Here is a 26331-nt window from a genome sequence, read left to right on the forward strand (position 1 = left end):
GGCGAACTCGGCCTGCTGCAGCTCGGAATAAGCCGACATGCCGCGGTCGCGGTAGCCGCCGGCGAGCTCGAACATCGCATGGTTGAGGCTGTGGAAGCCGGCCAAAGTGACGAACTGGAACTTGTAGCCCATCGCGCCCAGCTCGCGCTGGAACTTGGCGATGGTCTCGGCGTCGAGCTTGGCCGCCCAATTGAAGCTGGGCGAGCAATTGTAGGCGAGCGGCTTGCCTGGATATTGCTTGTGCACTGCTTCGGCGAAGGCGCGGGCGTCTTCGAGGTCGGGGTGGCTGGTTTCCCACCACAACAGATCGGCGTGGGGCGCGAAGGCGAGGCCGCGGGCGATGCAATGGTCGAGCCCGGTTCCGTCCTTGAGGCGGAAGAAGCCTTCCGGCGTGCGCTCGCCGGTGAGGAACTGGCGGTCGCGCTCGTCGACGTCGCTGGTGATCAATTTGGCACTTTCGGCGTCGGTGCGCGCGACCAGCACGGTCGGCACGCCGCACACATCGGCGGCGAGGCGCGCGGCGTCGAGGTTGCGGATCGCGGCCTGGGTCGGGATGAGGACCTTGCCACCCAGATGGCCGCACTTCTTTTCGGACGCCAATTGGTCCTCGAAATGGACCCCGGCAACGCCCGCCTCGATGTACGACTTCATGATCTCGAAGCAGTTCAGCGGGCCGCCGAAGCCGGCCTCGGCGTCGGCCACGATCGGCGCGAACCAGTCGCGCTTGGCGCCGCCTTCCATATGCTCGATCTGGTCGGCGCGGGCGAGGGTGCGGTTGATGCGGCGCGCCAGCTCAGGGCCGGTGTTGGCGGGGTAGAGCGACTGGTCGGGGTACATCGCGCCGGCGGTGTTGGCGTCGGCCGCGGCCTGCCAGCCCGAGAGGTAGATGGCGCGGAGGCCGGCGCGGACCTGCTGCATCGCCTGGTTGCCGGTGACCGCGCCGAGCGCCCGGACCGGCTCGTCGCCCTGCAGCATTTCCCACAATTTGAGAGCGCCGCGGCGGGCGATGGTGTGCTCGACCGGGAACGAGCCGCGCAGCCGCAGCACTTCGCTCGCGGGGTACGGGCGCTCTATGCCGTCGAACCGGCCCGAAGGCGCTGAAACCACTTGGCTGAAGTCGGACATGTACGCTGTTCCCCTGGCGAGTCGCTGTTGGCAGCATCAGACGCAATTTCGGGCGAAGAGTCGCAGCGAAAGAGGCAAAGCTGTCAGAAACAGACTTGTGCTAGCTGTAAAAATGTTCACAACTCTACCAATGGTTGCGCAGCGCAAGCTCTTCCTCGGGTCCCGGCTCAAGCGGCTGCGCCGCGATCGCGGGCTCAACCAGAGCGCGATGGCGACCGCGCTGGGGATCTCGGCGTCTTACTTGAACCACCTCGAACGGAACCAGCGGCCGGTCACCGTCGGCATATTGCTGCGGCTGGCCGAGGCGTTCGACCTCGACATCAAGGCATTCGCGGCGGAGGGCGGCGAAAGCGGCGGCGCCGACCAGCTGGCCGAGATTTTCTCGGACACGATGCTCGCCGACTTGGGGGTCAGCCGCGCCGAATTGATCGAGCTCAGCGACAATTCGCCGGCAGTCGCCGAGGGGGTGACGCGGCTGTACACCGCGCTGCGCGAGCTTCACCGCCGGCCGGCCGAAGAGGGCGAGGGCGAAGGCGGCGCCGACCCGCGGGTGCTGATCACGCCCGAGACCTGGGTGCGCGACTACATCCAGGCCCAGCGCAACCATTTTCCGGAACTCGAGGACGGCGCCGAGACGCTCGGTGGCGCGCTTGGCGACCCGCTGTCGGTGGCCGAGCCGCTGCGCCGCCGGCTCAAGGAAGCCTATGGCGTCGAGGCGCGGGTGGTCGACCCCGAGATGCTCGCCGACGCCAGCCAGCATTTCGACCCGCAGACGCGCAAGCTGATGCTGTCGGCGCTGCTGCGCTCGGAGAACCGAACCTTCGGGCTCGCCTACCAGTTGGCGCTGCTCGAGTTCGGGCCGCTGATCGAGCGCATGGTCGACATGGCGCGGCCGCCCGACATCGGTAGCCGGCGCCTGCTCCACATGAGTTTCGCCAACTACGCCGCGGGCGCGATCATGCTGCCCTACGGCAAGTTCCTGCGCGCCGCCGAGGAGCATCGCTACGCGCTCGACCGGCTGTGCGGGCAGTTCGGCGCCAATATCGAGCAGGTCGCGCACCGCCTGACCACGCTCGGCCGAGCCGGGGCGCGCGGGGTGCCGTTCTTCATGCTGCGCGTCGACCCCGCGGGCAACATCTCCAAGCGCTACGCCGGCGAGAGCTTTCCTTTTTCGCATTTTGGCGGGACCTGCCCGCGGTGGCATCTCCACGCCGCCTTCCAGGTCCCCGGCCAGACCATCCGCCAGCTGATCGAGACCCCCGATGGGCAGCGTTTCTTCACCATCAGCCGCACCGTCGAGCGGCCGATCCGCCCCGACCTTTCGGATGACAGCCTGCTCGCGGTCGGGCTCGGATGCGACATCCGCTATGCCTCGCGGATCGCTTACGCCGATGGGCTCGACCTCGCGCTGACCCCTGCGACCCCGGTCGGCCCGGCGTGCGCTATCTGCCCGCGGATGCAGTGCGCGTATCGCGCCACCCCGCCGGCCGGGCGCACGCTGGCGGTCCACGAGAACCGCAAGACCATTTCGCCCTACCCATTCCTTCCGGCCTAGGGCGCGACCGGCTCGCGCTCGAGGGCTGCACGGTCCCACTTCGCCAGCTTGGCGGCGGCTTCGTAAGTCGAAGTGAGGAAGTTACTCAGCGTGGTTTCGGGATCGCGGGCGGCGCGAACTTCGGCATAGGGCAGCACGAACTCGCCGAGGTCGTTGTCCCACTTGGCGGCGGGCTGGTCGCGGAAGCCGGGGGGCTCGGGATAGGCGTAGCTGTAGAACATCGGATCGGCGGCGACCACGCCGCCGGCCCAGAAGCCCGCGCTCGACACTTCGTGGCTGTACGCCTCGCGGGTGATGCGGTCGGGCAGGCCGGGGACCCCGCCGGGGTGCGGCGGGGCTTCGCGGCCGGAGAAGCGGGTGACGGCGAGGTCGAAACTGCCCCAGAAGAAGTGCACCGGGCTGGCCTTGCCCGAGAAGCCCGCGCGGAAACGGTCGAAAACCGGTACGACGCGGTGGAGTGCGGCGAGCAGGCGCGCGCCGGAGTCAGGGTCATAGGCGCGCGGTGCGCGGTCGTCGGCGAACGGGATCGCGTCGGCGATTTCGTTGGGTGTGGCGTGGAAGGAATTCGGGAGGCCCTGCTTAGAGAGCAGTGCGATAAGGTCGCGGTGGAGGTCGGCGACGGTGGCGCCGGCGAAGGGGAGCAGTTCGGATCTGCCGTCGCTGACGGCGAGCGCGATGCCGTGGCGGCAGAGGTCTAGGGACAAAGTGAAGCTGCGGCCATCGGGCGCTGCGGTGGGCAGAGTGGCGAGGCCGGCGGCGGTCGGGCGCAGGGTCGCATGCCAGCCGTGATTGACCCACGGGCTGTGCGCGACGCGCAGCTTGCCGAGCATCTGGCTGGCGAGGTGGAGCAGCGCGAAGGTCGCGGAATCGCGCGCCGGGTCGAGCTCGGGCCAGTCGGATGGCATGGCGATCCTTTCGCTGCTGCGAGTCGCCTTTTGCATTTTGCGGTGCAGCGCGGCTAGAGCCGCTGACGATGGACGACCTCATCCAAAGCATCGACGCCGCGCCCGACCTCCAGGCGCTCGACGCGCTGCGCGTGGCGGCGCTGGGCAAGTCGGGGTCGGTCACCGCGATGCTCAAGTCATTGGGCGCGATGGATCCGGCGCAGCGCGCGGCGGAGGGGCCGAAGATCCATGGCCTGCGCGAGGCGGTGACCGCGGCGATCGCGGCGAAGAAAGCGGCGCTCGAGAATGCCGAGCTCGACCGGCGGCTGGCGACCGAGCGGCTCGATTTGTCGCTGCCTGCGCCGGTTTGCCCGAGCGGCAGCGTCCACCCGGTCAGCCAGGTGCTCGACGAGCTGGCGGAGATTTTCGCCGACCTTGGGTTCGCGGTCGCGGAAGGGCCAGAGATCGAGGAGCAATGGTATAATTTCACCGCGCTCAATATGCCCGAAAGCCATCCGGCGCGGGCGATGCACGACACCTTCTATTGTGAGCCGCGCGAGCCCGGCGAGGAGCCGCGGGTGCTGCGCACGCACACCTCGCCGGTGCAGATCCGCGCCATGACGTCACAGCCGCCGCCGATCCGGATCATTGCGCCGGGGCGGGTCTATCGCTCGGACAGCGACGCCACGCACACCCCGATGTTCCACCAGATCGAGGGGCTGGTGATCGACAAGGGCATCCACCTCGGCCATTTGAAATGGACGCTGGAGACCTTTCTGAAGGCGTTCTTCGAGCGCGACGACGTCGCGATCCGCATGATCCCGAGCTATTTCCCGTTCACCGAGCCGTCGGCCGACGTCCATGTCGGCTGGTCGTGGGAGAATGGCCGGCGGGTGATCGGCGGCAGCGAGAACTGGATGGAGGTGTTGGGCTCGGGGATGGTCCACCCGCGGGTGATCGCCAATTGCGGGCTCGACCCCGACCAGTGGCAGGGCTTCGCCTTCGGCACCGGGGTCGACCGGCTGGCGATGCTTAAATACGGGATGAGCGATTTGCGCGCCTTCTTCGACGGCGATTTGCGCTGGCTCAAGCATTACGGGTTCAACGCGCTCTCGGTGCCGACGCTGTCCGCGGGAGTGGGCGCGTGAAATTTACTCTTTCGTGGCTCAAGGACCATCTCGATACCGAGGCGGACGCGGCCACCATTGCCGACGCGCTGACGTCGATCGGGCTCGAGGTTGAAGAGGTCAGCAACCCCGCGGCGGCGCTGGCGCCGTTTAAGGTGGCCAAGGTGCTGAGCGCCGAGCGGCACCCGCAGGCGGACAAGTTGCAGGTGTTGTCGGTCGATGCCGGTGACGGGCCGGTACAGGTTGTATGCGGCGCGCCCAATGCACGGGCGGGGATGCTCGGGGTGTTCGGGCCGCCGGGGGCGTATGTGCCGGGGTCCGACATGACCTTGAAGATCGCCGCAATCCGCGGGGTCGAGAGCCACGGCATGCTGTGCTCGGTGCGCGAGCTCGAGCTGGGCGACGAGCATGACGGGATCATCGAGCTGGCGGCCGACGCGCCGGTCGGGGCGAGTTTCTCCGCGTTTGCCGGGCTCGACGACCCGGTGTTCGATGTCGCGGTGCTGCCCAACCGGCCCGATTGCCTCGGCGTGCGCGGGATCGCCCGCGACCTCGCCGCGAAGGGACTGGGGACGCTCAGGCCCGAGGCGCGCAAGACGGTGCCGTCGGCGGGCGCTAATCCGGTTGCGATCGGGGTCGAGGACGGGTCGGGATGCCACGCGTTCGCCGGGCGCTTGATCCGCGGCGTTACCAATGGGGCGAGCCCCGAGTGGCTGCAGCGGCGATTGAAGGCGGTTGGCCTCAGGCCGATTTCGGCGCTGGTCGACATCACCAATTTCTTCTCGGTCGACCAGGCGCGGCCGCTCCACGTCTACGACGCGGCCAAGCTCAACGGCGCGATCGTCGCGCGGAAGGGCCGCGACGGCGAGGCGTTCCGCGCGCTCAACGACAAGGACTATTCGGTGACCCCCGGCGATTGCGTGATCGCCGACGATAAAGCGGTGCTCGGCTTCGGCGGGGTGATCGGCGGCGAGGACACGGGAGTCACCGACGCGACCAGCGACGTGCTGCTCGAGTGCGCGTGGTTCGACCCCGACAGCGCCGGCGGCACCGGGCGGCGGCACCTGATCAACACCGACGCGCGGGCGCGCTTCGAGCGCGGCGTCGACCCGACGCTGCTGCGCGAAATGACCGAAGCGGCGACCGCGATGATCGTCGAAATGTGCGGCGGCGAGGCGTCCGAGATCACGATCACCGAGGCGGCCGACTGGGGCGAGATCGTTGCACCGCGTACTGTCGCGCTGCGCCCCGAGCGGCTCAAGGCGCTGGCGGGGATCGACCTGCCGACGAATGAGCAGCACGCGATCCTCGAGCGGCTTGGGTTCACGGTCGCGGCGGACGGGGTGACGCCGCCGGGGTGGCGGCCGGATATCGACGGCGAGGCCGATCTGGTCGAGGAAATCGCGCGCATCCACGGTTACGACAAGGTCGCCTCGGCGCCGCTCGAGCGCGATGCCGGGGTGGCGCGGCCGACCGCGACGCGCGCGCAGCTGGTCGAGCGGCGGGTGCGGCGCACGGCGGCGGCGCGCGGGCTCGACGAGGCGATCAACTGGAGCTTCATTTCCGAGGCCGAAGCCGCGGCGGCGGGCGGCGTGGCGTGGCGCCTGGCCAACCCGATCAGCGAGGAAATGAAGGTGATGCGCGGGTCGCTATTGCCGGGGCTGGCGGCGGCGGCGCGGCGCAATGCCGATCGCGGGGCGTCGAGCGTGCGGCTGTTCGAGATCGGCCGGCGCTATGTCGCCGAGGGCGAGCGGCCGACCGCGACTCTGCTCCTGGCGGGAGAGAAAACGGCGCGTGGTTGGGCGAGCGGCAAGGCCAGGGGGTTCGACGCGTTCGACGCCAAGGCCGAGGCGCTGGCGCTGCTCGAGGCGGCGGGGGTGGCGACAGGCAATTTGCAATCGTTCCCCGATGCCGGGGCGGACTGGCACCCGGGGCGCTCGGCGCGGCTGGGGCTGGGGCCGAAGACGATCGTCGCGGCGTTCGGCGAGTTGCATCCGCGGCTGGTGCGCGAGCTCGATGCGCCGGCGGGCGCGGTGGCGGCGGAAATCTATCTCGATGCGATCCCCGCGCCGCGCAGCACCGGGCGTGCGCGGCCGGCGTTCACTCCGCCCGCGCTACAGGCGGTGACGCGCGATTTCGCCTTCTTCGTGCCGGCCGATCTGACCGCCGATGCGCTGGTGCGCGCGGTGCGCGGGGCGGACAAGGTGGCGATTACCGGGGCGCGGGTGTTCGACCGCTTCGAGAGCGGCGAGGGGTTGAGCCTGGCGGTCGAGGTTACGCTCCAGCCGGGCGACAAGAGCTTCACCGAGGCCGAGATCGCCGACATCTCGAAGCGGATCGTCGCGGCGGCGGAGAAATTAGGGGCGCGGCTGCGCGGGTAATTTTTCCAGTTTGTTGATGGCGGCGTGGACGCGGGCTTCGATGTCGGCGCGGGGCAGGCCCGGGGGCATGATCGGCGACGCGTCGAAGTGGATGGTGCCGGGCCGCTTGAGCACGCCGCGGCCCCACAGGCGCCCGCTATCGACCGCCACCGCGACCACCGGCAGCCCGAGCGCGCGGTAGAGGCCGGCAAAACCGGGGCGCAATTCCGGCGTTTCTCCGGGGCGGACGCGGGTGCCCTCCGGAAAAATCACCACCGGGCGGCCGCTGGCGGCGGCGATTTTAGCTTCGGCGAGCAGGTTGCGCAGCGCCTTGGCGCCGGCCTCGCGGTCGACCGGGATCACGCCGTAGAGGCGGGTGATGCGGCCGAACAGCGGCAAATCGGCGAGCTCGCGCTTGATCACGATGACGGGCGTGCGGGCGAGGCGGAGGATCTCGATCGTCTCGAACATCGACTGGTGCTTGACCGCGATCAGGTTGGCGCCGGGAGGGATGTCGCCGACCGGCTGCACGCGGATGCCGAGCACATGCTTGCACAGGACATGGTGGAACTCGGCCCAGCCGCGCACCACGCGGCGCATGGGAGCGGCGCCGAACGCAGCGGCGGCGATCCCGGCCGCCGAGTAAATCATGGTGCCGGGATAGAATAATGCCATGAACAGCAGGGAGCGCAGATATTGCACCGCTACAGCTCGAGCAGGACGGCAAGGCGGCGCAGGACGTATTTGTTATACTCGCCGAACAAGGTGGAAAAGCGCGGCTCGCTGCGCACCGCGTCGGGGACGATGGTGTAGCGCTGGCCCAGCACACGGCCGAATTCGTAGCGCGCGCGGCGCATGTGCCAGTCGCTGGTGATCAGCCGCAGCGAACGGTATTTGTGCTTGGCCAGCCAGCGCTCGGCCTCCTCCGCGTTGGAGCGGGTGTCGACCGATTCGCTGCCGAGGTCGACGCAGCAGCGCAGCAATTTCTCCCGCCCGCCGAGGCGGCGGACGAGGTCGGGCTTGGTCACCAGCGGGTCCGCCCCGGCGACCAGCAGCCGCCGCGCCTTGCGCTGGGCGATGACGTCGACGGCATGCTCGATGCGCCCGCTGCCGCCGGTGATGACGACCGCTGCGTCGGTAGTGCCGACCGCCGCCGCGGGGCGCTCGAGGCTGACCGCGAACAGCAGGAAGCCGAGCGCGTAGGCGACCAGGACAAGCGAGGCGAAGCGGATGATCATGGCGCCTGGCGCAATGCCTTGAGGACCGCGGTACGGGCAACCACCGTCGCCAATGCCACCGCCGCCAGCGGCAGCAGCGCGAGCACCGCGATCGCGCCGGGGCCGAGCACGCGGCCGCCGAACAGATCGCCGGCGAACGAGGCGCCGCCGGCCGCGAGCAGCGCCAGCACGAGCGCGGCGGCGACGGTGCCGGCGAGGCTGCCGGTGATCGCATCGAGCGCGATTTTGCGCTGGAACAGGCGCGCCAGCTGGTGGTCGGTGGCGCCGATGCCGTGCATCACCTCGATTGTCGAACGATGCGTATCGAGCGCGCCGCGCGCGGCCAGGATCACCGCCGCCGAGGTCGCCGCGGCCATCAGCAGCACCAGCGACAGCGCCAGCCACTGCAGCGCGCGGAGCGAGCCGAGCAGCGGGCCGAGGGTGGCCTGCTCGGACACCAGACGCGCGCCGGGCGCGGCGGCGGCGATACGGCGGGCGAGCGCGGCGGAATCGGCGCCGGGGGCGAGATCGAGGTTGACCAGGGCGGGGATAGGCAAGTCGTTGGCGGGGCCGAGCGGGCCGAGCCAACGCTCGAGCGTACGGCGCGTTTCGGCGGCGGGGACCGGGCGCACCGCGGTGACTCCGGGGGACGAGCGCGCGGCCGCCACCGCGGCAGCGACGCGCGCCGCGTCGCCGTCGGGGATTTGCACGATGTGGCGATTGGCGGCGGCGTCGGCGACCAGCCCGGCGGTGGTCGACAAGGCAAGCCCGGCGGCGGCGACGATGATCATCGCAAAGGTCATGATCGCGATGACGTATGGAGTCGGCCCGCGCAGGCGGCCGCCGGGGAGCAATTTGTCCTCGGTCTGCCCGGCGGGGAACCAGCCGGCGATCATGACCGGTTGACCGTCGCCGGCGCGCCCGGCGGATGGCGCAGCGTGCCGGTCGGATCGGTCAGCGCGCCATGCTCCAGCCGGATGATCTCGGCGCCCGGGGTGGAGGCGATCAGGCCGAGGTCGTGGGTGGCGACCACCACCGTCGTGCCGAGCCGGTTGAGCGAGGTGAACAGGTGGAGCAGGCGGCGCGCCATCTCGGCATCGACATTGCCGGTCGGCTCGTCGGCGACCAGCAGTTCGGGCTGGCTGATCACCGCGCGCGCGATGGCGACGCGCTGCTGCTCGCCGCCCGACAGCGTCGGCGGGCGCGCGCTGGCCCGGTCCGCGAGTCCGACCCACGCCAGCATCTCGCGCACGGGGCCGTCGATTTCCTCCTCACGGCGCCCGGCGATGCGCAGCGGCAAGGCGACATTGTCGAACGCCGACAAGTGCCGGATCAGGCGGAAGTCCTGGAACACCACCCCGATGCGGCGGCGGAAGGCGGGCAGCGCATCGCGCGCCGCGCCGGTCAGTTCCTGGTCGAACAGGCGGATCCGGCCGCGCGTCGGGCGCTGGGCGAGGTAGAGCAATTTGAGGAGCGAGGTCTTGCCCGCGCCCGACGGGCCGGTGAGGAAATAGAAGCCGCCGCGGCCCAAGCGAAAGTCGAGGTCGCGCAGCACTTCGGCGCCGGTGCCGTAGCGCAAGCCCACGCTATCGAATTCGACGATCGCGGACAGCGCTTCGACCCCTTCTTTCCCCGGAGTTAACGCTTGTCGCACAGGGCGCGCCGCCTTGCCAATGGCCGCGCATTCCTGTTTATCCCGACGAGCATCCGGATGAGGGGTTCGCGGCGCATGATCCTGACCTGCCCAGCCTGCTCAACGCAATATGTGGTGAAGGACGGCGCGATCCCGCCCGGCGGGCGCCAGGTCCGCTGCGCCTCGTGCCGCCACGGCTGGCACCAGGATCCCGAGGCGAGCGCAGACGACGCTGATCCGCCCGCCGGCGACCCGCTGGGCGAGCCGCTCGAAGAGGCTGTGGCCGAGGCGACCGACGACTATGCGGGGACGGGCGCCGAGGCCGAGACGGGTGCCGAGACCGAGACGGGTGCCGAGGCGCCGGGCGAGATCACCCGCGACCTCGGGCAGGCGGCCTATGGCGCGCCGCCCGGCTATGCCCCGGTCGATACCGCCGCCGACCGGCCACCCGAGCCTGAGTGGCGGGCCGAGGCGGAGCCGCCGGGCGAACCGGCAAGCGAGACCCCGACCCCGTGGAACGAGCCCGCGCCGGTGGCCGACGACATTCACCTGACGGAGCCGGCCGCGGACCCCGAGCCGCCGAGCGCGTGGGACGAGCCCGCGCCGCTCGACGATGATTTCAGCCCGTTCCGCCAGCGCGAGCCGGCCGAGCCGCGCGGCGGGCTGGCGGTCAAGCTGCTGGTCGCGCTGGTCATCGTCGGCGCGCTGGCCGTCGCGTTCTGGTTCTTCGCCCCGGCCGAATGGCGCCAGCGCTTTGGGCTGGCGAGCCTGACCGACACCCCGCTCCAGGTGCGCATCACCCACAGCGACCGCCAGACGCTGGCCAGCGGCAATGAATTGCTGGCGATCAGCGGCCGCGTCACCAACCCGACCGGCGAGCAGCAGGCGGTGCCGCCGATCTATGCCCAGCTGCGCAGCAGCACCGGCGTCCTGGTCTACAGCTGGACGATCGCCCCGCCGGCGCGGCGGCTGCAGCCGGGCGCCAGCGCAACCTTCAACAGCGCCGAGGTCAACGTCCCAGCCGGCGCCGACGAGCTGACCGTCACATTGGGCGCGCCGCGCGGCTGAGGCTGCCGGCGTTAAGGGAATTCGATCAGGCGGGCGCGCTGCGGGCCGTCGCCAGTGGTGAGCCGGGTGTCCCGCGCGACCACGGTTCGGCCATCCTCGCTGGCATGCCGGCCGAGCGCGATGGTCGCCGGGCGCACGATGCGCACCGTGGCCAGCGCCTGCCGCTCGGGGCGGACCTGAGTTGGGGTGGCGGCGACCAGGGCGAGCAGCAGGACCATCGCCCGCACTCAACGCGCGCCGGCACAAAAGGTAAAGACCGTCTTAACCACGCGTACCGGAGTGGGACTGCGCGGAGCAGCGCGGGGCAGCGGGGTGGTGGCATTGCGCGGCGCAGACCGCTTTGCTAGAGGCCGCGCCGTGCCAGAAGCGGCGGCCCCAGTGGGCGCTTGCTCATCTCATGACGTGCGGTCGTGGCGGAACTGGTAGACGCGCAGCGTTGAGGTCGCTGTGGCCGAAAGGCCGTGGAAGTTCGAGTCTTCTCGACCGCACCATTCTCTCTGCAATGACCGAGTCTGACCCCCAGGCCGGTCCGATTGATGCGAATGCGTCGCATATGCGGGAAGAAGTCGTCTGGGACGACTATTGTTGGCTGTCGGCCACCTGCGGCAACGGCCTGACCTCCAGCGTCCCGAGGCGGACGATCGATTTCTCGGCATCGACCGCGGGATTGGCGGTCAGCTCCGCTACGACACCAAGCGCCGTGGCTGCAGCGGCCGCGACGCGCAGGCGGTACTTGCCGTAGGGAACGCGCTCGAACAGGAAGAAACCGTCGAAATCGCTGGTGGCGCGCGCGGCGACCTTGCCGTCGGCGCCGACCAGCTCGAGGTCGAGCCCCTCGAAGCCGAGCCCGCCGCTCTTGACCACCATGCCCTCGATGTCGCCGGCGCCGACCAGCCCGATTTCGACCTCGGCGCGGACGCCGGGGCGCGGGATGACCACCTGCAGCGCGTTGCGCGGGGTCAGCATCGGATCGGCGAGGCTGGTCTGGTCGATCCCGACGGTGATCGGGGTGAAGGTCTGCAGCCCGCCGATCAGCACCGCGCCATGGACATCGGTCGGGCGTTCGGTGGTGCGCGTGCCGGTGGTGATCAGCGCGCCCTTTTCGAGCGGCTCGGCGGGATCGCGCAGGCCGTTGTCGTTGAGGTCGCGGTAGACGCGGGCGTGGACCACCCCGGCGCCGGCCAGCGGTTGCCGCGACAAATTGAGCCCGCGCCGCGGATCGAGCGAGAAATTGAGGTTGATGCCGGCGGCGAGCGATCCGTCGGTGCCGGCCTCGGCGGTCAGCGCCAGCGCCATGCTGTCGAAGCGGCGAACGTGCGTGATGCGCGCGCGGCCGCGATGCGACGGCGCGTCATAGGCCAGCGCGCCCTCCCAATCGACTTTCTCGGTAGCCGACCAGTAGGCGCTCAATTCGGCGTAGCGGAACCTGGCCTGGGGCGCGACCAATGCACTCAGCGCGCCGCGCAGGCGGACCTGCCCGACGCGACCCGCGCCCATCAATCCGGCCTCGACCTCGCCCGGCGGCGACGGGCCGTGGGCGAGATACTGGCGTCGGTAGCGAAGGTCGCCGGCGAGGTTGAAGCGGTCGATGTTGGCCGACAGCCGCGCCGCAGCCTCGAGCGCGCGCGAGCCGTCGCCGCGCTCGGAGAGGCGGATATCGGCGTGGGCGGGAAGCGTCGTCCGCCCCAGCCGCAGCGGCGCGTCGAGCGCGAATTTATAGTCGCGGATGCTCTGCTCGCGCTGCCCGCGCAGGTGGAAGTCGCGCGCCACCAGCGCTTCGGCGCTGGCGTTGACCGCGCCGAACTTGGCGACCAGCTGGGCGCGGCCGGCAATTCCGCCGCCGCTGTCGCGCGCCGCCGCGACCTCGACCAAAGCGGTCCCGATCGAGCGCCGCACCGAGCCTTCGACGAAGGTCAGCCGCTCATCGTCGACGAGCATGGCACGAGCGAGCAGGCCGACCGACATGCGCTCGTCGAGGCCATGCTCGAGCGACACCGCGGCCTGCGCATCGGGCTCGGTCAGCGCATCGGGGGAGTGGCGGAAGGCGACGAGGTCGCGGCCGGGCTGGTTAAACCCCGCCCAATACCAGGTTTTTCCCTTGGGAACGTTATCCTGGCCGACGTTGACCAGCTCGTCGCGGGTGCGCACCTGGCCCTGGGGTCCGTAGAGGATGATGCTGATATTATTCTCGCCGTAAAGAAGCTGAACGTCGTCGAACACGTAGCGCTGGGTGCCGCTCGGCTTGGCGAAGGCGAGCAGCTCGCCATTGCGGTACAGCTCGGCCTCCCACCCGGCGGGCAGATCGCCCTCGAAGCGGGTGCGGTCGAAGGTCAACGGATTAAACAACGGGCGGTTGGTGATCAGCGCGCCGCGGCCGCTGGTCGAGGTGCCGCTGAGGCGGGTGTCGAGGCCGGCGACGTCGCCGAGCCCGAAATGGGTTGCGCGGAGCGGCCCGAGTAAGCCGGCCTCGGGATCCGAGCGATAGGCGCGCAGGCGCAGCGCGCTGGGCACGCCCTTGTCGTTGGTCTGTGCCAGGGCATCGTATGACAGGCGAGCAATTTCGCCGGCGGCGTAGACCGAGGTGCGGCGATCGACTCGGGTGCCGGTCGCGGCGCTGTAGGTGACCCCGGCGCTGACCACGAAGTCGAGCGCCGGCGCGCGCCACATGCGGTACGGCAGGCGCACCTGAGGCAAAGTGGTGAGGTCGAATTTTGCTTTCTTGAGCGTGGCGGCGCGCTTCTCCCGTTCGATCGCCATTTCGACCGGCAATTTGGCTTCGGATTCGAGGATCAGCGCCGAGCCCGAGGTGAGCGGCTTGACCGCGATCCCGAACCAGCGCGCGAGCGCGGCGGAGTCGACGCACCAGCCCTCGGGCGTCTCGCGCACGGTGCCGGGCGCCAGGGTTTCGCTGGACGTGCCGTAAGTGACTGATTTTGCGCTGACATCAATCGAAATGCGGTGGTTTTCGCGGAACGCCCAGCCGCTTGCGCGCTTGGCCGCGAGGTCGATCTTCATCGGCACGTCGAGGGTGGTCAGGAAATCGCCGAACACGATGCACGTGCCGCCGGGCGTGGCATAGGCGCGCACCCCGTCGCCGAGGCGGTGCTGGCGGAGGTTCACATCGAGCAGGAACTGGTCGTCGGGGTCGGCCGCCCAGCCGTCGCCGAGCGGCGTCGCGGCCGACGCGGCGAAGGTGCCGGCGCAGCCCAGCGCGAGCAGCGCCTTGCGCAGCAGGCCGGTGGCCATGGGCTTTCCCGCCGCTTCCCCGCCCTAGCGCAGGACCGCGGTGGTTTCGGCGAGGGTGCGCGAGCCGTCGTCGTAATTCTCGACATATTGGACGGTGACCGGGCCGGTAAGTGCGCCGGTATAGGCCTCGTCGACCGGCACCGCGACAGCCCGCGCGTCGAGCTCCTTGTACACCGCGACGGCTTTTTGGATTGCGATCGGGTTTTTGACCCCGGGCTTGAGCACGCGGACTTCGCCGAAGGTCGAGCGCGCGCCCGAGCGGCTGAGGTCGAGCGCGACGACCTTCTTGCCGTCCTTGGTGTCGAGGCGGACGTTGGCGATGCCGGCCTTGGCCTCGAGATTGCCGAGGCGAACGATGACCGGGATGGTCACGCCGTAGACCGGGATCAAAGCGAAGCGGATGCCCTTCTGCGGCGCGGCATCGGGCGCGGCAGCCGGAGTCGCGGGGGGAATTGCGCGGAACAGCAAGTGCACACGGTATTCACCGTCGGCGAGGCCCTGCGGCGGGCGGGCGGCGATGCGGATCGACTGCGGCTGGCGCGGGGCGAGGGTGATGCGGCGCGGGGCGTAGACGATCATCTCGCGCGCAGCCTCGTCCTCGGCGGTCGGGGCGGCGACGTCGACCAGCCCGCCGTCGGGGGTCATGCGGCGGAACTCGACCGACAGGCGGTAGGTGGCGGGCTCGTCGCCGATATTGTTGAGGATGATCTCGGCGCCCTTGCGACCGTCGAGCACGATGCGGGTCGGCGCGACCAGTAGGTCGCCGATTCCGCCGGAGGCCGCTGCGGGGGCGAGCGGAGCGGCGAGCGACGCGGCCACGGCACCCGCGACGAGCGCGCCAAGAGCCAGAATTTTCCAGGTTCGGGGCATGACAAACGATCCTCGGTTGCTCCGGAATGGAGCGATCGTCCCGTCATTGCTCCGGAATGGTTTATTTTCGGTCAACCATCCCCGTTGAGCGGACAAAAAGAAGGGGCCGCCAGTCCCGGCGACCCCTTCCCTTCGCGCCGCCCGGGGGCCGCACTATCTGGTCGTCCAGCAATCAATAATCGACGGTCACGTTGAACGTGCCGAGATAGACGCCGTCGGTGGTGGTCGACGCGACGGTGATCGAACCGCCGAGCGAGAAATCGACGCCGGTGTTGCCCGAGTTGGACAGCGCCACGGTGCCGGGGCTATCGACGCTCATCGGCAGCGTCTTGGTGTTGTCGTTCTGATTGACCAGCGTCACGCCCGGAGCGGTGATCGTCACGGTCTGGTTGTTGGTGCCGGTGACGTTGTAGCGGGCGACCTGGTTGGCGCCCGAGCACACGACGTTGGCGTTGGCGCAGCTGAACGCGCCGGCCCGCGAGATGCTGACGACGGCGCCGGCCCACGCGCCCGCGCCGCTCAGCAGAACGGTGCCGAGGTTGAGGTCCTGCACCCAGGTCAGGGTCAGCGGCTTGACGATCCGCGCGGTGGCGGTCGCGTTACGATCCGACGGGCCAACCGGCGCCGCCAGCGCCGGGGTGGCGGTCAGCAGCAGCGCGGCAGCGGCCGCGGTCGTACGAAGAAACTTGGTCATGTTGTCATCCCCACTTGGTCCAAAAATATCAGCGGCTGCTGGACCCGTGGCCCGGTCACCCGAGCGGCCTCATTAACCCAGCTCGCTTACGGCTTTCCTCAAGGGGATGGTTAACAAAACGGTTAGAGTTTCATCCGGATTGGATGGTTATTCAGAGATAGTCGACGGTGATCGGGATGTCGCCGCGATAGTCGCCCTCGGCATCGCCCGACACTTCGAGCCGGCCGCCGAAGCGGAAGGCGAGCGCGCCGGTTTTATCGAGCCGCGGCAGCGGCGGCAGGTCGCTGGCCACCGCTTCGATCACGATGCGGCCGCCGGAAATGGAGAACAGCTCGATGCGTCGCGGGAGGTCGATGCGAATTGCGCGGCCGGGCTCGCCGCGGACGATCGCGGTGCCGACCATCGCGCGGCCGCCGATCGCGCCGATCGTGCCGGAGACAGTGCGCGAACCATCTGGACTCAAGGTCGCGCTGCCCTGGCCGGGGGCGAGCACGACGAGGCGGTCGAAGTCGAGGCTGGTCTCGATCTCGAGCTGAATCGCGTTGGGGGAACCGGGGCCGGCGCGCTCGACCGAGGGTGTCGCGCACAGGCGGCATTGCGCGGCCGCGGGCGCCAGCGGGGCGGCACTCAGGCACAGCATCAGGATGGCATCGCGCACGGTCATGACGGGCGAGCCTAAGGAGCGCAGGCTAAGACAGGGTTAACGGCCGGCTAACCAATCGCCGCGCGGCGCGGCAAGCGCGCACTTGTCGGCGGCCCGGCTTGTTCCTATCGCTGGGCCGAGTGATGGCCCGCACCCCCACCGCCGCCCCCCGCCGACCGTTCGCGACGGCGCTGCAGGTGCTGCTCTACGGCACGCTGTTCGGCCTGCTCGCGCTGATCGTGGCGGTCGCCGTCGCATTCGCCTCGCTGCCTTCGTACGGCGAGTTGGCGAAGCGCTCCGACCTCGGCCAGATGATCCGCGTGCGCTCGTCCAACGGCACCGTGCTGGTGTCGCTCGGCCCGAGCTTCGGCCAGTGGCTGCCGTACGACCGCATCCCGCCGCAGATGCGCGCGGCGATGATCTCGGTCGAGGACAAGCGCTTCCGCAGCCATATCGGGGTCGACCCGATCGGGGTCGCCCGCGCGGTGCGGGTGCGTTTCGCGACCGGCGAATGGCGCCAGGGCGGATCGACCATCACCCAGCAGCTCGCGCGCAACATCTTCCTGACCAACAGCCGGACCTTCGCGCGCAAGGTCAAGGAAGGCGTGCTCGCGCTGGCGCTCGAGCGCAAATTCTCCAAGGACCAGATCCTCGAGCTCTATTTGAACCGGGTCTATTTCGGCGGCGGCGCCTACGGCATCGACGCCGCGTCGCGGCGCTTCTTCGGCCACACCGCCGACCAATTGTCGCTCGGCGAGGCGGCGATCATCGCCGGGCTGGTCAAGGCGCCGTCGAACTATTCGCCGACCGCCGACGCCGAGGCGGCGCGCCAGCGCTCGGGCGTGGTGCTGAAATCGATGGTCGACAACGGCTTCGTCAGCGCCGCCGCGGCGGCCGCGGTCGACCCCGCGCAAATTCGCCTTCAGCCGACCACAAAGCGCAACAGCGTGCGCTATTTCACCGACTGGGCGCTGCCCCAGCTCGATACGCTGATCGACGACACCGGCGAGCCGATCGACGTGTGGACCACGCTCGACGCGCCGATGCAGGCCGCCGCCGACCGCGCGATCGCCGCCAACACCCCCAAGGGCGCGCAGGGAGCATTGGTCGCGATCGACCGCGACGGCGCGGTGCGGGCGATGGTCGGCGGGCGCGATTACGTGTCGTCGATCTACAACCGCGCGACCCAGGCCGAGCGCCAGCCGGGATCGGCGTTCAAGCTGTTCGTCTATCTCGCCGCGCTGGAAAGCGGGATGAAGCCGACCGACACTATTGTCGACGAGCCAGTCACGATCGACGGCTGGCGGCCGCGCAACTCGACCCGCACCAACCTTGGCCCGGTCTCGCTGCGCGAGGCCTTTTCACGCTCGATCAACACCGTTTCGGCCAAGATCGGCGCGCAACTGGGGTTCGGGACGATCGCCGACATGGCGCGGCGGTTCGGCATCAGCGGCAAGATCTCGACCTATCCCTCGATGGTGCTCGGGACCAGCGACGTGCGGCTGATCGACATGACCCGCGCGTTCGCCTCGGTCGGCAACCGCGGGGTGGCGGTGGCGCCCTATGCGATCCGCCGCGTGGTCACCGCCGACGGGCGCCAATTGTACAGCCACGAGCGCGCCGAGGAGCGCGTGCTGGTAGCCCCGTGGGTCGCCGCCGAGATGACCGACTTGCTGCAGTCGGCGGTGCTCACCGGGACCGGCCGCGCGGCGCAGATCGGGCGGCCGGTGGCGGGCAAGACCGGCACCACCAGCTCCAACAAGGACGGCTGGTTCATCGGCTTCTCGAGCGGGCTGACCGCCGGCGTATGGATGGGGCGCGATGACGCGCGCACCGTCGGCGGGCTGCAGGGCGGCACCGCGCCGGCGCGCGCGTTCCACGACTTCATGGTCAGCGCGGTGGCACGGCGCCCGGTCGAGCAGTTCGAGACCTCGGTGCCGATGCCCGACTGGCAATTGGAGCCGGAGGAAGAATTGTTCGGCCTGCCCGCCGAGGACGACCCGCTGGGCCCATTGGTCGACGCCGACGGCAACCCGATCGAGCCCGGCGACCCCGGCTATCCGCAGACCCAGCAGCCGACCATCGGGCGCGGGCCCGACCAGCAATTCCTCGACGAGGCGCTGGGCCCGGGTGGCGAGCGCCCGCCGCCACAACCGCGCCCGGACCAGATGCGCCCGGTGCCGCCCCAGCCGCGGCTCCCGCCGCGCTCAGTCCCCGCGCCCGACCCGCTTGAGCCGCGGCCCGAGACGCCGCAGTAAAGCGCGCGCGGCGGCGACGTCGCCATCGAACAATTGCGCTTCGAGCGCCTTGAACGCCGGGCCGTGGTTGAGGTGGACGAGGTGAGCGACCTCATGCGCGACGACGAACCGGCGCGCCGTCGGCGGGGCGAGGATCAGCCGCCAGCTATAGCGGATGCGCCCGGCCGCCGAGCAGCTGCCCCAGCGCGTGTCGGCGTCCCCCACCCCGACGCCGCGCGCGGAAACCCCGGCGAGCGCGGCGAACTCGGCGGTCTCGCGCGACAGCGTGTCGACCGCGCGGCGGCGGAGGAAGCGCTCGACGCGGCGGGCAAAAGTGTCGGGCGGGCCGCCGCAGCTGAGCACGCCGCCGGCCAGCGACGGCACGCGCGGCGCCGCTTCATCCCACGCCAGCAGCACTTCGGCGCCTTCGATCGGAATCGTGCGCCCGGGCGCGAGCGGCTCGCCCGGCGGCAGCGCGGCGATCTGCGTCGCGACCCACGCCTGCTGCTCGGCGGCCCACGCCAAAGCGCTGCGCCGGCTGGTGCGCAGCGGGCAGGTCAGGCGCAGCACGCCGCGCGCATGATCGACCCGCAGGCGCAGCCGCCGCGCGGTGCGGACGGGGCGAATGTCGACCGGCAGCGGCAGCGCCTCGTGATAGGCCAGCGCTTCAGAGCGGGCGGTCGACGACATGCTCTTCCAGGTCGCCGGCGTCGGCCTCGCTGACCGTCCAGCCGCGCGTCGATTGCCCGGCTTCGTGGACTGTTTCGCGGCTGCCCGAGACCAGATAATGCCAGTCGGGCAACGGCTCGCCCTTGGCGCGCAGGCGGTAGGCGCAGGTGCGCGGCAGCCATTCCAGCGCGCCGAGGTTGCGCGCATCGAGCACGACGCAATCGCTGACCAGTTTCTTGCGGTGGGTGTAATCGGTGCACTGGCCGTTACGCCGGTCGAGCAATTTGCACGCGACGTTGGTGGCGTAGAGCAGGTCCGTATCCTCGTCTTCGAGCTTGTGCAGGCAGCACCGCCCGCAGCCGTCGCACAGCGCTTCCCACTGGCCGCGGTCGAGCTCGGCGAGGGGCTTTTCCCAGAAGGGTTGCTCGAACAGCGGACGATCATTCATGACACGGCCAGCCTTGCGCTGCTAACCGAATGCACGCAAGCGGAAGCGAAACGGGGCACAAAGCGATGAAGCGCGATTGGCTATTGGCGGCGGTGGCACTGGGCCTGGCGACGGGCGCGGCGCCGGCGCACGCCCAGGACACCCCCGACGGCGAGGCGTTCGTCAAGGCGGTGCGCGAGGAGGATGGCGACAAAGCGATCCAATTGCTGCGCGAGAATCCGATCGCGGTAATCAATGCCCGCGACGACAAGGGCGACACCCCGCTGCTGATCGCGATCGCCCGCCGCGACGCGCGCTGGACCGCCTGGCTGCTCAAGGAAAAGGCCGATCCCAACCTCGCCAACCGCGCCGGCGACACGCCGCTGATCGCGGCGGCGCGGATCGGCTATACCGACGCGGTGCAGTGGCTGATGGACCTCGGGGCCAAGATCGAGAAGGCCAACCGGATGGGCGAGACCCCGCTGATCGTCGCGGTGCAGCAGCGCCAGCCGATGGTGGTGCGGCAGCTGCTCGAGCGCGGCGCCAACCCCGACAAGGCCGATTCCGCGGCCGGTTACTCGGCGCGCGACTACGCCAAGCGCGACACCCGCATGCCCGAATTGCTGCGCTTGATCGAAAGCGCCAAAACGCCTGCGGCGACCGCCAAGCTCAAATTCTAGCGGCGCTGAAACCCTAGCTGCCGAGCCCGAGCGTCGGGTCGATCTGCGCCGACAATCGCCGCGCCGCGCGGCGGGCGAAGCGCAGCAGCTCGGCCTTGCGCCGCGCCGGGGCGAGCGGGCGATGCGCCGCCTCGCGCACGATCGCGGCGTCGTAGCGGTCGGCGACGATCAGCCCGGCGGCCTGGGGCAGGAACCGCTCGCCCTCGCAAATCCGCGCGAGCTCGGCCGGCACCGCCCAGAAGAAGCGGTCGCAATAATCGAGATAGTCGGTCCATTTGCCGTCGCCGACGAGGTCCGCCTTGGCGACCTTGATCTCGACGATGGTCAGGCCGCCGCGGGGGTCGATCGCCATCATGTCGGCGCGGCGGCCGTTGCCGAGCGGCACTTCGCAGATCGCGAACAGGTCCTGGCGGCAGAACAGGCGGGTGACGCCGCGCGCGACTTCACCGGCGATCGGCGGCGCATCGGCGAAGCATTGCGAATCGAGGACGGCGTCCATCCACGATTGATAGAACAAAGCGGGACCGCCCGGAAGCGGCCCCGCCTGTTTCGTTCAATCGCCGCGCGAACTAGCGGTAGAAGATGTGGTTGCCGATCGACGCGACGCGCTTGAGGCGCCACCGCGGCGAGACCCGCTTGGCGTGGAAGAACAAGGCGTTGTCGGCGGCCGAATCCTTGAGGTCCTGGTCGACGATGCGGGCGATCGCGACCGCCGTGGACCATTGCTTGCCGCTGCGCTGCACCGCCGGCCATGAGCGGCCGCGGATGAAGCTGAACTGGCTGCGCTGGAACAGCACGCCGCAGTAAGACGACGGGAAGCGGCCCTTGGAATTGGCGCGGTTGGCGATCACTTCGCCGACCGCCAGCTGGCCGATCAGCGGCTCGCTCTTGGCTTCGAAATAGATCCCGACGGCGAGGCATTCGAGCTCGCGGCTGCCGGGATCGGTGCCGCGCAGCTGGGCGACCATCGCGGCGAGGTCGCCGCTCGGCTTGACGGTTGCAACGGGCGCCGCGGGAGCGGCCGGCTCGACGCCGGGCTCAACCGTGACGGGGGCGAGCGGATCGACCGGCGCCAGCGGGTCGGCCGCCTGCGGCTGGACGTCGGGCAGGATCGGCTGGTGAACCATGTCGGTCGGGATCGAGGCCATGGCGACCATCGGCTCGCTCGCCTCGCCGACCTTGGCGGGAGCGACCGAGCTCGCGCTGATGGCGGCGCAGACAAGCAGAATCGAACGCAAGGATGACAACATTTTTACCGCATATCGTGCGGTGAACCGCCCTATCGGATGAGCCTCACTCCGGCGTTTACCCCCGCCTGGCCCCCGGGTGATCCCCCGTCTCGCGTGGCATTTGCGCCGGCTGTGCCGGTCGGGAAATGCCCCCCGCTCTTGGTGTTGCGCCGGGTTTCGACCGCAAGCGGTGGGGGGTCAACCCGAAACGATCGTTTCAGCGATGAATCGTTCCGGTAGCGGGATGTCCAGTTCAATTAACCAAATATCCGGGTCGAAGCGTGTCCGCCGCGCGAGGAAATCGCGAATTTCAGCGGAACTCGATGATTCGGGCGGGCCCGCGGCGCCCCACGCATAGTTACCGTCGGGGCCGAGCGCGCGCTCGAGGAAGGCGATGTGCTGGCCGCGCGAGGTGACTTGCAGGAGCAGCGCGCCGCGTTCGGGATCGCCTTTCTTGAGGATCGTCGCGAACCCGCCGTCGGCGCCCGCCCGCCGCATCAGCGCCGACGCCTCGATTGCCGCCGCCAGGCGCGGCTCGCTCATGAACCGGCCGCGTAACCGGGCAGGCCCGACAGTGCGATGTGCGAGCGGACGAAGGTGCCGGTGCCGCGCGCGCATTCCTCGCCGTCGGCATCGATGATGCGCGCCTCGGCGATCAGCACGCGGCGCTTGCCGCTGACCCAGCGTCCCTCGGCGCGCACCTCGCCCTCGCGCATCGGGCGGGTGAAGTGGAGGTTGAACGCGGTGGTCAGCAGAAAGCGGTCGCTGACCAGGCTGTTGGCGGCATAGAAAGCGGCGTCGTCGAGCATCTTGAAATAGAGCGTGCCGTGGGCGGCGCCGGCGGCGTGGAAGCTCGCTTCCTCGACGGTGAACACGATCTCCGACCGGCCGGGGCCGACGATTGCCAGCTCGGACGAAAAGCCGCGGTTGATCGGCGCCGAGCGGTACAACGCCTCGAGCCGGCGGAAATGCGCCTCGGCGCCGCTCGGCGGTGGCGGCGTGGCGGGATCAGGCGGCGTCGCGCTCATCGGCCCCCAGCAGCACCGCGACCAGCGCATCGCCGCTGCGCGCGCCGCGCATCTTCTCCAGCGTCGGGGCGTGGCGGATGACCCGGCTGATCGCGGCCAGCGCCTTCAAATGCTCGGCCCCGGCATCGGGCGGCGACAGCAACAGGAACACCAGATCAACCTTGTCGCCGTCGACCGCTTTATAGTCGATCGGCTCGGCCAGCCGCACGAACAGGCCGTAGATGCGGGTCAGGCCCTCGACCTTGCCATGGGGGATCGCGACGCCCTGCCCGAACCCGGTCGAGCCGAGCCGCTCGCGCTCGATCACGCTGGCAAGGATCGGCGCCGGATCGAGCCCCAGCCGCTGCGCCGCGAGCTGCACCGCCTGCTGCAGCAGCACGCGCTTGTTGCCGGCCGGAAGCGCGGTCTTGATCGCGTCGAAATCGATGAATTCGGAAAGCTGCATTGGGTACGCACTCTCAACGGCCGGCGCGGGCATGACTGCGCTCGCGGCCGGGACGGGAAAAAGAGAAAGAATGGTCAGCGGCCGTGCGGCTCGACCCAGCCGATATTACCGTCCTCGCGGCGGTAGATCATGTTGAACGCGCCGGTCGCCGAATTGCGGAACATCAACGCGCCGGTGTTGCGCAGGTCCATCAGCATGACCGCGTCGGACACCGTCGAATCGGGAATGTCGACGCGCGTCTCGGCGACGATCACCGGGCTTGCCGCGGAGTCGCTGTCGCTGGCGTCCGCGGGCGGCGCGAACACGGTATAGCCGGCGTTCTCGACGAACGGCACCGACTCCTCGTTCTTCCGCTCCTTCAAGCGCTTGGTGTAGCGGCGCAGCTGGGTCTCGATGCGGTCGGCGGCGCCATTGAAGGCGAGCAACGCCTCGCCCGCGCGGTGGTGCGCTTTCAAGACCATGCCCTGCGCCACCGGGGCCACGATGTCGCACGTGAAGTCGTTGTGCGGACCGCGCCCGAAGGTGACGTTGGCGGCGACCGCGCGCGCAAAGAATTTGCCGGTGATCGCCTCGATCCGCGCGGTGGCATGCTCGCGCAGCGATTCCCCGGTGTCGACCTGATGGCCCGCGACCCGAACGTCCACTTGGCGCTCCTCTCCAACTAATTGGTGGCGCGCTTAGGGCCGCGCCTTCGCCCGCGTCAACTGGCCGGGGCGAAGCGTGCCCAAAGCGGATTGGCCAACCGTGCGATAAACGCGCGGTGCCGTTCGAGCTCGTCGTTTGCCGCGAAGTGCGGGCGCGCGACACGCGGCTCGCGCGCGATCACCGCGGCGCCGCCGGCATGGACCGGAACGGTGTCGGTATCGGCGACCAGGCCGAGCCCGATCTGGCGGCCGCCGGTCAATTCGACATAGACCTGCGCGAGCAATTGCGCGTCGAGCAAGGCGCCGTGCTTGACGCGCTGCGAGCGGTCGACGCCGAACCGCGTGCACAAAGCGTCGAGGCTGTGCTTGGCGCCGGGGTGGCGGCCTCGCGCCAGGACCAAGGTGCAGATCATCCGGCTGGTGCACACCGGCGGGCGGGCGCACAGCCCGAGCTCGTGGTTGAGGAAGCCGAAATCGAAGCTGGCGTTGTGCGCGACCAAAGGCGAATCGCCGATGAACTCGAGGATGTCGTCGGCCAGCTCGGTGAACCGCGGCTTCGAGGCGAGGAACACATTGCTGAGGCCGTGGACTGCCTCGGCCTCGCTCGGCATCGGCCGCTCGGGATTGAAGTAAGCATGGAAATGGCGGCCGGTCTCGACCCGGTTGAACATTTCGACGCAGCCGATCTCGACCATGCGGTCGCCGCCGGCGGGGCTCAGGCCCGTGGTCTCGGTATCGAAGATGATCTCCCGCACGCTTTCCCTATCCACCCGCGCCAAGGCCGAGACAAGCGAGAATATGCGTCACCTGGGCTTCGGTCTCGGCCAGGCTGCCTGTGGTCTCGATCACGAAATCGGCGCGCGCGCGTTTTTCGGCGTCGGGCAATTGGCGCTCGAGAATCGCGTCGAGTTTTTTCGCGGTCATGCCGGGCCGCGCGAGCACGCGCTTACGCTGCACCTCGGCGGGGGCGGAGACGACGATGACATGATCGAACGCCGCCGCGCCGCCGGTCTCGAACAGCAAGGGAATATCGAACAGCAGGGCCGGTGCGTCGCCGTGGGCGAGGATGAAGCGGGTGCGCTCGTGGTGCACCGCGGGGTGGACGATCGCTTCCAGCGCGGCGAGTTTTTCCGGGTCGCCGAGCACCGCCGCTGCGAGCGCCTCGCGGTCGACCGCGCCATCCTTGGTGGTGGCGGGAAAGCGGCGCTCGATGCGCTCGACCAGGGGGCCGCCGGGGCCCTGCAGCTGGCGCACCACGGCGTCGGCGTCGAACACCGGAATCCCCGCCTTTGCGAACATCCCGGCGACAGTCGATTTGCCCATGCCGATCGAGCCGGTCAGCGCCAATATGATCATGGCTTGAGCCTGTGGCGCAATTCGGCGTCCTTGTCGCGCGGCGCGTCTTTTTCGAACAGCAGTTTGAAGCTTTCCGCGGCCTGCTCGATGAGCATGTCGACCCCGCCCACCGTCTTCATGCCGCGCGCGGCCGCGCGGGTGATCAGCGCGGTGGGATCGGGCGAGGTGACGAAATCATAGACCCAGCCGGTGGCCGGCATGGCGTCGATCGACAGGGTGAAGGGCGGCTGGCCGGTCATCCCGAGCGGGGTGGCGTTGATCAGCCCGGCGCATTCGAGTGGCAGATCGAAATCGCGCGGCTCCTCGCCGAGCTTGAACTGCACCGCGAGCTTGTACGCCTCGCCGAGGTTGCGCGACTGGATGCGGACGTCGGTCAGCCCGAGCAGATGCAGCCCCATCAACGCCGCGCGCGCCGCGCCGCCGCTGCCAAGTAAAACAATGCTGTCCATCCGCGCGCCGGCCTTGGCGAGGCGTTCGACGAGCAAGGCGACGGCGCCGACATCGGTGTTGCCGGCAACGATCTTGCCGGCGCGGGGGACGAGCAAATTGGCGGCGCCGATGCCGATCACGCGGTCGCTGTCGTCGTCTGCGAGCATCGCCGCGTCGAGCTTGAGCGGCATGGTTATGTTGGAGCCGCGCCATAGCGGATCGCCGCGCTTTTTGACGAGGTATGCGGGGAATTCGACGCGGGTGACGCGGCGGCGGCGATAGTCGGCGGCGATGCCGAGCGCTTCGAGCCAGAAGCCGTGGATCGCCGGCGACAGGCTGTGCTCGACGGGGTCGCCGATGACTTCGGCATAGGGACGGCCGGGTGCCGTCATGACGGCAGCACGCCGCGTTCCCTGAGCGCGCCGAGCAAGGGCAGCAACGGCATGCCGAGGATGGTGAAGTGGCTGCCCTCGACGGAGCTGAACAAGGTGACGCCGCGGCCTTCCATGCGGAACACCCCGACGCAGCCCGCAACCGCCGGCCATTCGGCGTCGAGGTAGGCGGCGATGAACTCATCGCTGAGGATGCGCAGATGCAGTGTCGCCGAATCGCTGACCGACCAGTCGATCTCGCCATCGCAGGCAAGCGCCACCGCGCTGGTCAGCGTCATCGGCTTGCCCGAAAAGAAGCGCAGGTGCTCGGCCGCTTCCGCGCAGCTCGCGGGCTTGTCGAACGTCCGTCCATCGACGGTAACGACGCTGTCGC

Annotated in this window: 29 protein-coding genes and 1 tRNA gene; 7 read left to right on the forward strand and 23 right to left on the reverse strand. The window is 69.6% G+C overall.

The annotated features are described in order from the left end of the window. Nucleotides 1-1125 (reverse strand): isocitrate lyase (aceA, locus tag RMP08_RS08120; protein ID WP_310468490.1); only part of this gene is annotated, 1125 nt, incomplete at its 3' end. Nucleotides 1126-1255: 130 nt separating this feature from the next. Between aceA and RMP08_RS08125 the strand changes: the two genes are divergently transcribed. Next, nucleotides 1256-2680 carry a short-chain fatty acyl-CoA regulator family protein gene (locus RMP08_RS08125; RefSeq protein ID WP_310468491.1) on the forward strand — a complete coding sequence of 475 codons (1425 nt, stop codon included), beginning with the start codon at nt 1256-1258 and terminating at the stop codon, nt 2678-2680. On the opposite strand, the gene RMP08_RS08130 is transcribed toward RMP08_RS08125, so the two are convergent. Then, a complete protein-coding gene (locus RMP08_RS08130) occupies nt 2677-3585 on the reverse strand; it encodes a DUF5996 family protein (RefSeq protein WP_310468492.1) in 909 nt (302 codons plus the stop codon). The two genes, RMP08_RS08125 and RMP08_RS08130, sit on opposite strands and share 4 nt — an antisense overlap. Nucleotides 3586-3653: 68 nt before the next feature. On the opposite strand from RMP08_RS08130, the gene pheS reads away from it, so the two are divergent. After that, nucleotides 3654-4712, forward strand: a complete 1059-nt coding sequence (gene pheS / locus RMP08_RS08135; protein ID WP_310468493.1) for a phenylalanine--tRNA ligase subunit alpha — start codon at nt 3654-3656, stop codon at nt 4710-4712. Then, a complete protein-coding gene (gene pheT / locus RMP08_RS08140; protein WP_310468494.1) occupies nt 4709-7072 on the forward strand; it encodes a phenylalanine--tRNA ligase subunit beta in 2364 nt (787 codons plus the stop codon). The genes pheS and pheT overlap by 4 nt, the downstream gene beginning before the upstream one ends. Here pheT and RMP08_RS08145 read toward each other — a convergent pair. The 4 genes from RMP08_RS08145 to ftsE are packed head-to-tail and all read right to left on the reverse strand — an operon-like array spanning nt 7049 to nt 9880. After that, complete coding sequence (locus tag RMP08_RS08145) at nt 7049-7753, reverse strand: 1-acyl-sn-glycerol-3-phosphate acyltransferase (protein WP_310468495.1); 705 nt, start codon at nt 7751-7753, stop codon at nt 7049-7051. The genes pheT and RMP08_RS08145 overlap by 24 nt on opposite strands. Before the next feature lie 2 nt (nt 7754-7755). Continuing rightward, the gene (locus tag RMP08_RS08150; protein ID WP_310468496.1) at nt 7756-8289 is read right to left on the reverse strand and encodes a YdcF family protein; all 534 of its coding nucleotides are present in this window, start codon (nt 8287-8289) and stop codon (nt 7756-7758) included. Next, the gene (locus RMP08_RS08155; protein WP_310468497.1) at nt 8286-9164 is read right to left on the reverse strand and encodes an FtsX-like permease family protein; all 879 of its coding nucleotides are present in this window, start codon (nt 9162-9164) and stop codon (nt 8286-8288) included. The genes RMP08_RS08150 and RMP08_RS08155 overlap by 4 nt, the downstream gene beginning before the upstream one ends. Next, entirely contained in the window at nt 9161-9880 is a 720-nt protein-coding gene (gene ftsE / locus RMP08_RS08160) for a cell division ATP-binding protein FtsE (protein WP_310468518.1), read from the reverse strand. Before ftsE ends, RMP08_RS08155 begins: the two co-directional genes overlap by 4 nt. Nucleotides 9881-9997: 117 nt before the next feature. Here ftsE and RMP08_RS08165 point away from each other — a divergent pair, with 117 nt between their 5' ends. After that, nucleotides 9998-10969 (forward strand): zinc-ribbon domain-containing protein, encoded by a 972-nt coding sequence (locus RMP08_RS08165; protein WP_310468498.1) that lies wholly within the window; start codon nt 9998-10000, stop codon nt 10967-10969. A gap of 11 nt (nt 10970-10980) precedes the next feature. Here the strand turns inward: RMP08_RS08165 and RMP08_RS08170 are convergent, their stop codons facing one another. Beyond that, on the reverse strand, nt 10981-11196 hold the full coding sequence (locus tag RMP08_RS08170) for a hypothetical protein (RefSeq protein WP_310468499.1): 216 nt from the start codon (nt 11194-11196) through the stop codon (nt 10981-10983). Nucleotides 11197-11373: 177 nt separating this feature from the next. Between RMP08_RS08170 and RMP08_RS08175 the strand changes: the two genes are divergently transcribed. Continuing rightward, nucleotides 11374-11460, forward strand: a tRNA-Leu gene (locus RMP08_RS08175). 88 nt (nt 11461-11548) lie between these two features. On the opposite strand, the gene RMP08_RS08180 is transcribed toward RMP08_RS08175, so the two are convergent. From RMP08_RS08180 to RMP08_RS08195, 4 genes are all read right to left on the reverse strand, one after another. Next, on the reverse strand, nt 11549-14215 hold the full coding sequence (locus tag RMP08_RS08180) for a carboxypeptidase-like regulatory domain-containing protein (protein WP_310468500.1): 2667 nt from the start codon (nt 14213-14215) through the stop codon (nt 11549-11551). Nucleotides 14216-14239: 24 nt separating this feature from the next. After that, nucleotides 14240-15085 (reverse strand): molecular chaperone, encoded by an 846-nt coding sequence (locus tag RMP08_RS08185; RefSeq protein WP_310468501.1) that lies wholly within the window; start codon nt 15083-15085, stop codon nt 14240-14242. Between the two features lie 172 nt (nt 15086-15257). After that, nucleotides 15258-15779 (reverse strand): DUF4402 domain-containing protein, encoded by a 522-nt coding sequence (locus RMP08_RS08190; protein WP_310468502.1) that lies wholly within the window; start codon nt 15777-15779, stop codon nt 15258-15260. 151 nt (nt 15780-15930) lie between these two features. Continuing rightward, a complete protein-coding gene (locus RMP08_RS08195; RefSeq protein WP_310468503.1) occupies nt 15931-16443 on the reverse strand; it encodes a DUF4402 domain-containing protein in 513 nt (170 codons plus the stop codon). A 122-nt stretch (nt 16444-16565) separates the two neighbouring features. Here RMP08_RS08195 and RMP08_RS08200 point away from each other — a divergent pair, with 122 nt between their 5' ends. Continuing rightward, on the forward strand, nt 16566-18680 hold the full coding sequence (locus RMP08_RS08200; RefSeq protein ID WP_310468504.1) for a PBP1A family penicillin-binding protein: 2115 nt from the start codon (nt 16566-16568) through the stop codon (nt 18678-18680). On the opposite strand, the gene RMP08_RS08205 is transcribed toward RMP08_RS08200, so the two are convergent. Both RMP08_RS08205 and RMP08_RS08210 read right to left on the reverse strand, forming a co-directional pair. Further along, nucleotides 18630-19349, reverse strand: coding sequence for a YgjP-like metallopeptidase domain-containing protein (locus RMP08_RS08205; protein ID WP_310468505.1), 720 nt, complete (start codon nt 19347-19349; stop codon nt 18630-18632). The two genes, RMP08_RS08200 and RMP08_RS08205, sit on opposite strands and share 51 nt — an antisense overlap. Continuing rightward, nucleotides 19327-19776, reverse strand: coding sequence for a YcgN family cysteine cluster protein (locus tag RMP08_RS08210; RefSeq protein ID WP_310468506.1), 450 nt, complete (start codon nt 19774-19776; stop codon nt 19327-19329). The genes RMP08_RS08205 and RMP08_RS08210 overlap by 23 nt, the downstream gene beginning before the upstream one ends. Nucleotides 19777-19841: 65 nt before the next feature. On the opposite strand from RMP08_RS08210, the gene RMP08_RS08215 reads away from it, so the two are divergent. Beyond that, nucleotides 19842-20435, forward strand: coding sequence for an ankyrin repeat domain-containing protein (locus tag RMP08_RS08215; protein WP_310468507.1), 594 nt, complete (start codon nt 19842-19844; stop codon nt 20433-20435). 13 nt (nt 20436-20448) lie between these two features. Here RMP08_RS08215 and RMP08_RS08220 read toward each other — a convergent pair whose 3' ends face one another. From RMP08_RS08220 to RMP08_RS08265, 10 genes are all read right to left on the reverse strand, one after another. Continuing rightward, nucleotides 20449-20934 carry an MmcB family DNA repair protein gene (locus RMP08_RS08220; protein ID WP_310468508.1) on the reverse strand — a complete coding sequence of 162 codons (486 nt, stop codon included), beginning with the start codon at nt 20932-20934 and terminating at the stop codon, nt 20449-20451. 70 nt (nt 20935-21004) lie between these two features. After that, complete coding sequence (locus RMP08_RS08225) at nt 21005-21685, reverse strand: cell wall hydrolase (protein WP_310468509.1); 681 nt, start codon at nt 21683-21685, stop codon at nt 21005-21007. 177 nt (nt 21686-21862) lie between these two features. Further along, entirely contained in the window at nt 21863-22207 is a 345-nt protein-coding gene (locus RMP08_RS08230) for a DUF1491 family protein (protein WP_310468510.1), read from the reverse strand. After that, on the reverse strand, nt 22204-22692 hold the full coding sequence (locus tag RMP08_RS08235; RefSeq protein ID WP_310468511.1) for a PaaI family thioesterase: 489 nt from the start codon (nt 22690-22692) through the stop codon (nt 22204-22206). The genes RMP08_RS08230 and RMP08_RS08235 overlap by 4 nt, the downstream gene beginning before the upstream one ends. Further along, on the reverse strand, nt 22673-23137 hold the full coding sequence (locus tag RMP08_RS08240; RefSeq protein ID WP_310468512.1) for a PTS sugar transporter subunit IIA: 465 nt from the start codon (nt 23135-23137) through the stop codon (nt 22673-22675). The genes RMP08_RS08235 and RMP08_RS08240 overlap by 20 nt, the downstream gene beginning before the upstream one ends. A 74-nt stretch (nt 23138-23211) precedes the next feature. After that, nucleotides 23212-23781, reverse strand: coding sequence for a ribosome hibernation-promoting factor, HPF/YfiA family (gene hpf / locus RMP08_RS08245; RefSeq protein ID WP_310468513.1), 570 nt, complete (start codon nt 23779-23781; stop codon nt 23212-23214). Between the two features lie 56 nt (nt 23782-23837). Further along, nucleotides 23838-24536 carry a DNA polymerase III subunit epsilon gene (gene dnaQ / locus RMP08_RS08250; protein WP_310468514.1) on the reverse strand — a complete coding sequence of 233 codons (699 nt, stop codon included), beginning with the start codon at nt 24534-24536 and terminating at the stop codon, nt 23838-23840. A 7-nt stretch (nt 24537-24543) separates the two neighbouring features. Continuing rightward, nucleotides 24544-25137, reverse strand: coding sequence for a dephospho-CoA kinase (gene coaE, locus RMP08_RS08255; protein WP_310468515.1), 594 nt, complete (start codon nt 25135-25137; stop codon nt 24544-24546). After that, nucleotides 25134-25958: a shikimate dehydrogenase gene (locus RMP08_RS08260; protein WP_310468516.1), complete on the reverse strand. Its 825-nt coding sequence runs from the start codon at nt 25956-25958 to the stop codon at nt 25134-25136. The genes coaE and RMP08_RS08260 overlap by 4 nt, the downstream gene beginning before the upstream one ends. Continuing rightward, the coding region (locus RMP08_RS08265) for a Maf family protein (protein ID WP_310468517.1) at nt 25955-26331 on the reverse strand (377 nt) is incomplete at its 5' end. The genes RMP08_RS08260 and RMP08_RS08265, both read right to left, overlap by 4 nt.

The organism is Sphingomonas sp. (assembly GCF_031426035.1).
Lineage (GTDB): Bacteria > Pseudomonadota > Alphaproteobacteria > Sphingomonadales > Sphingomonadaceae > Sphingomicrobium.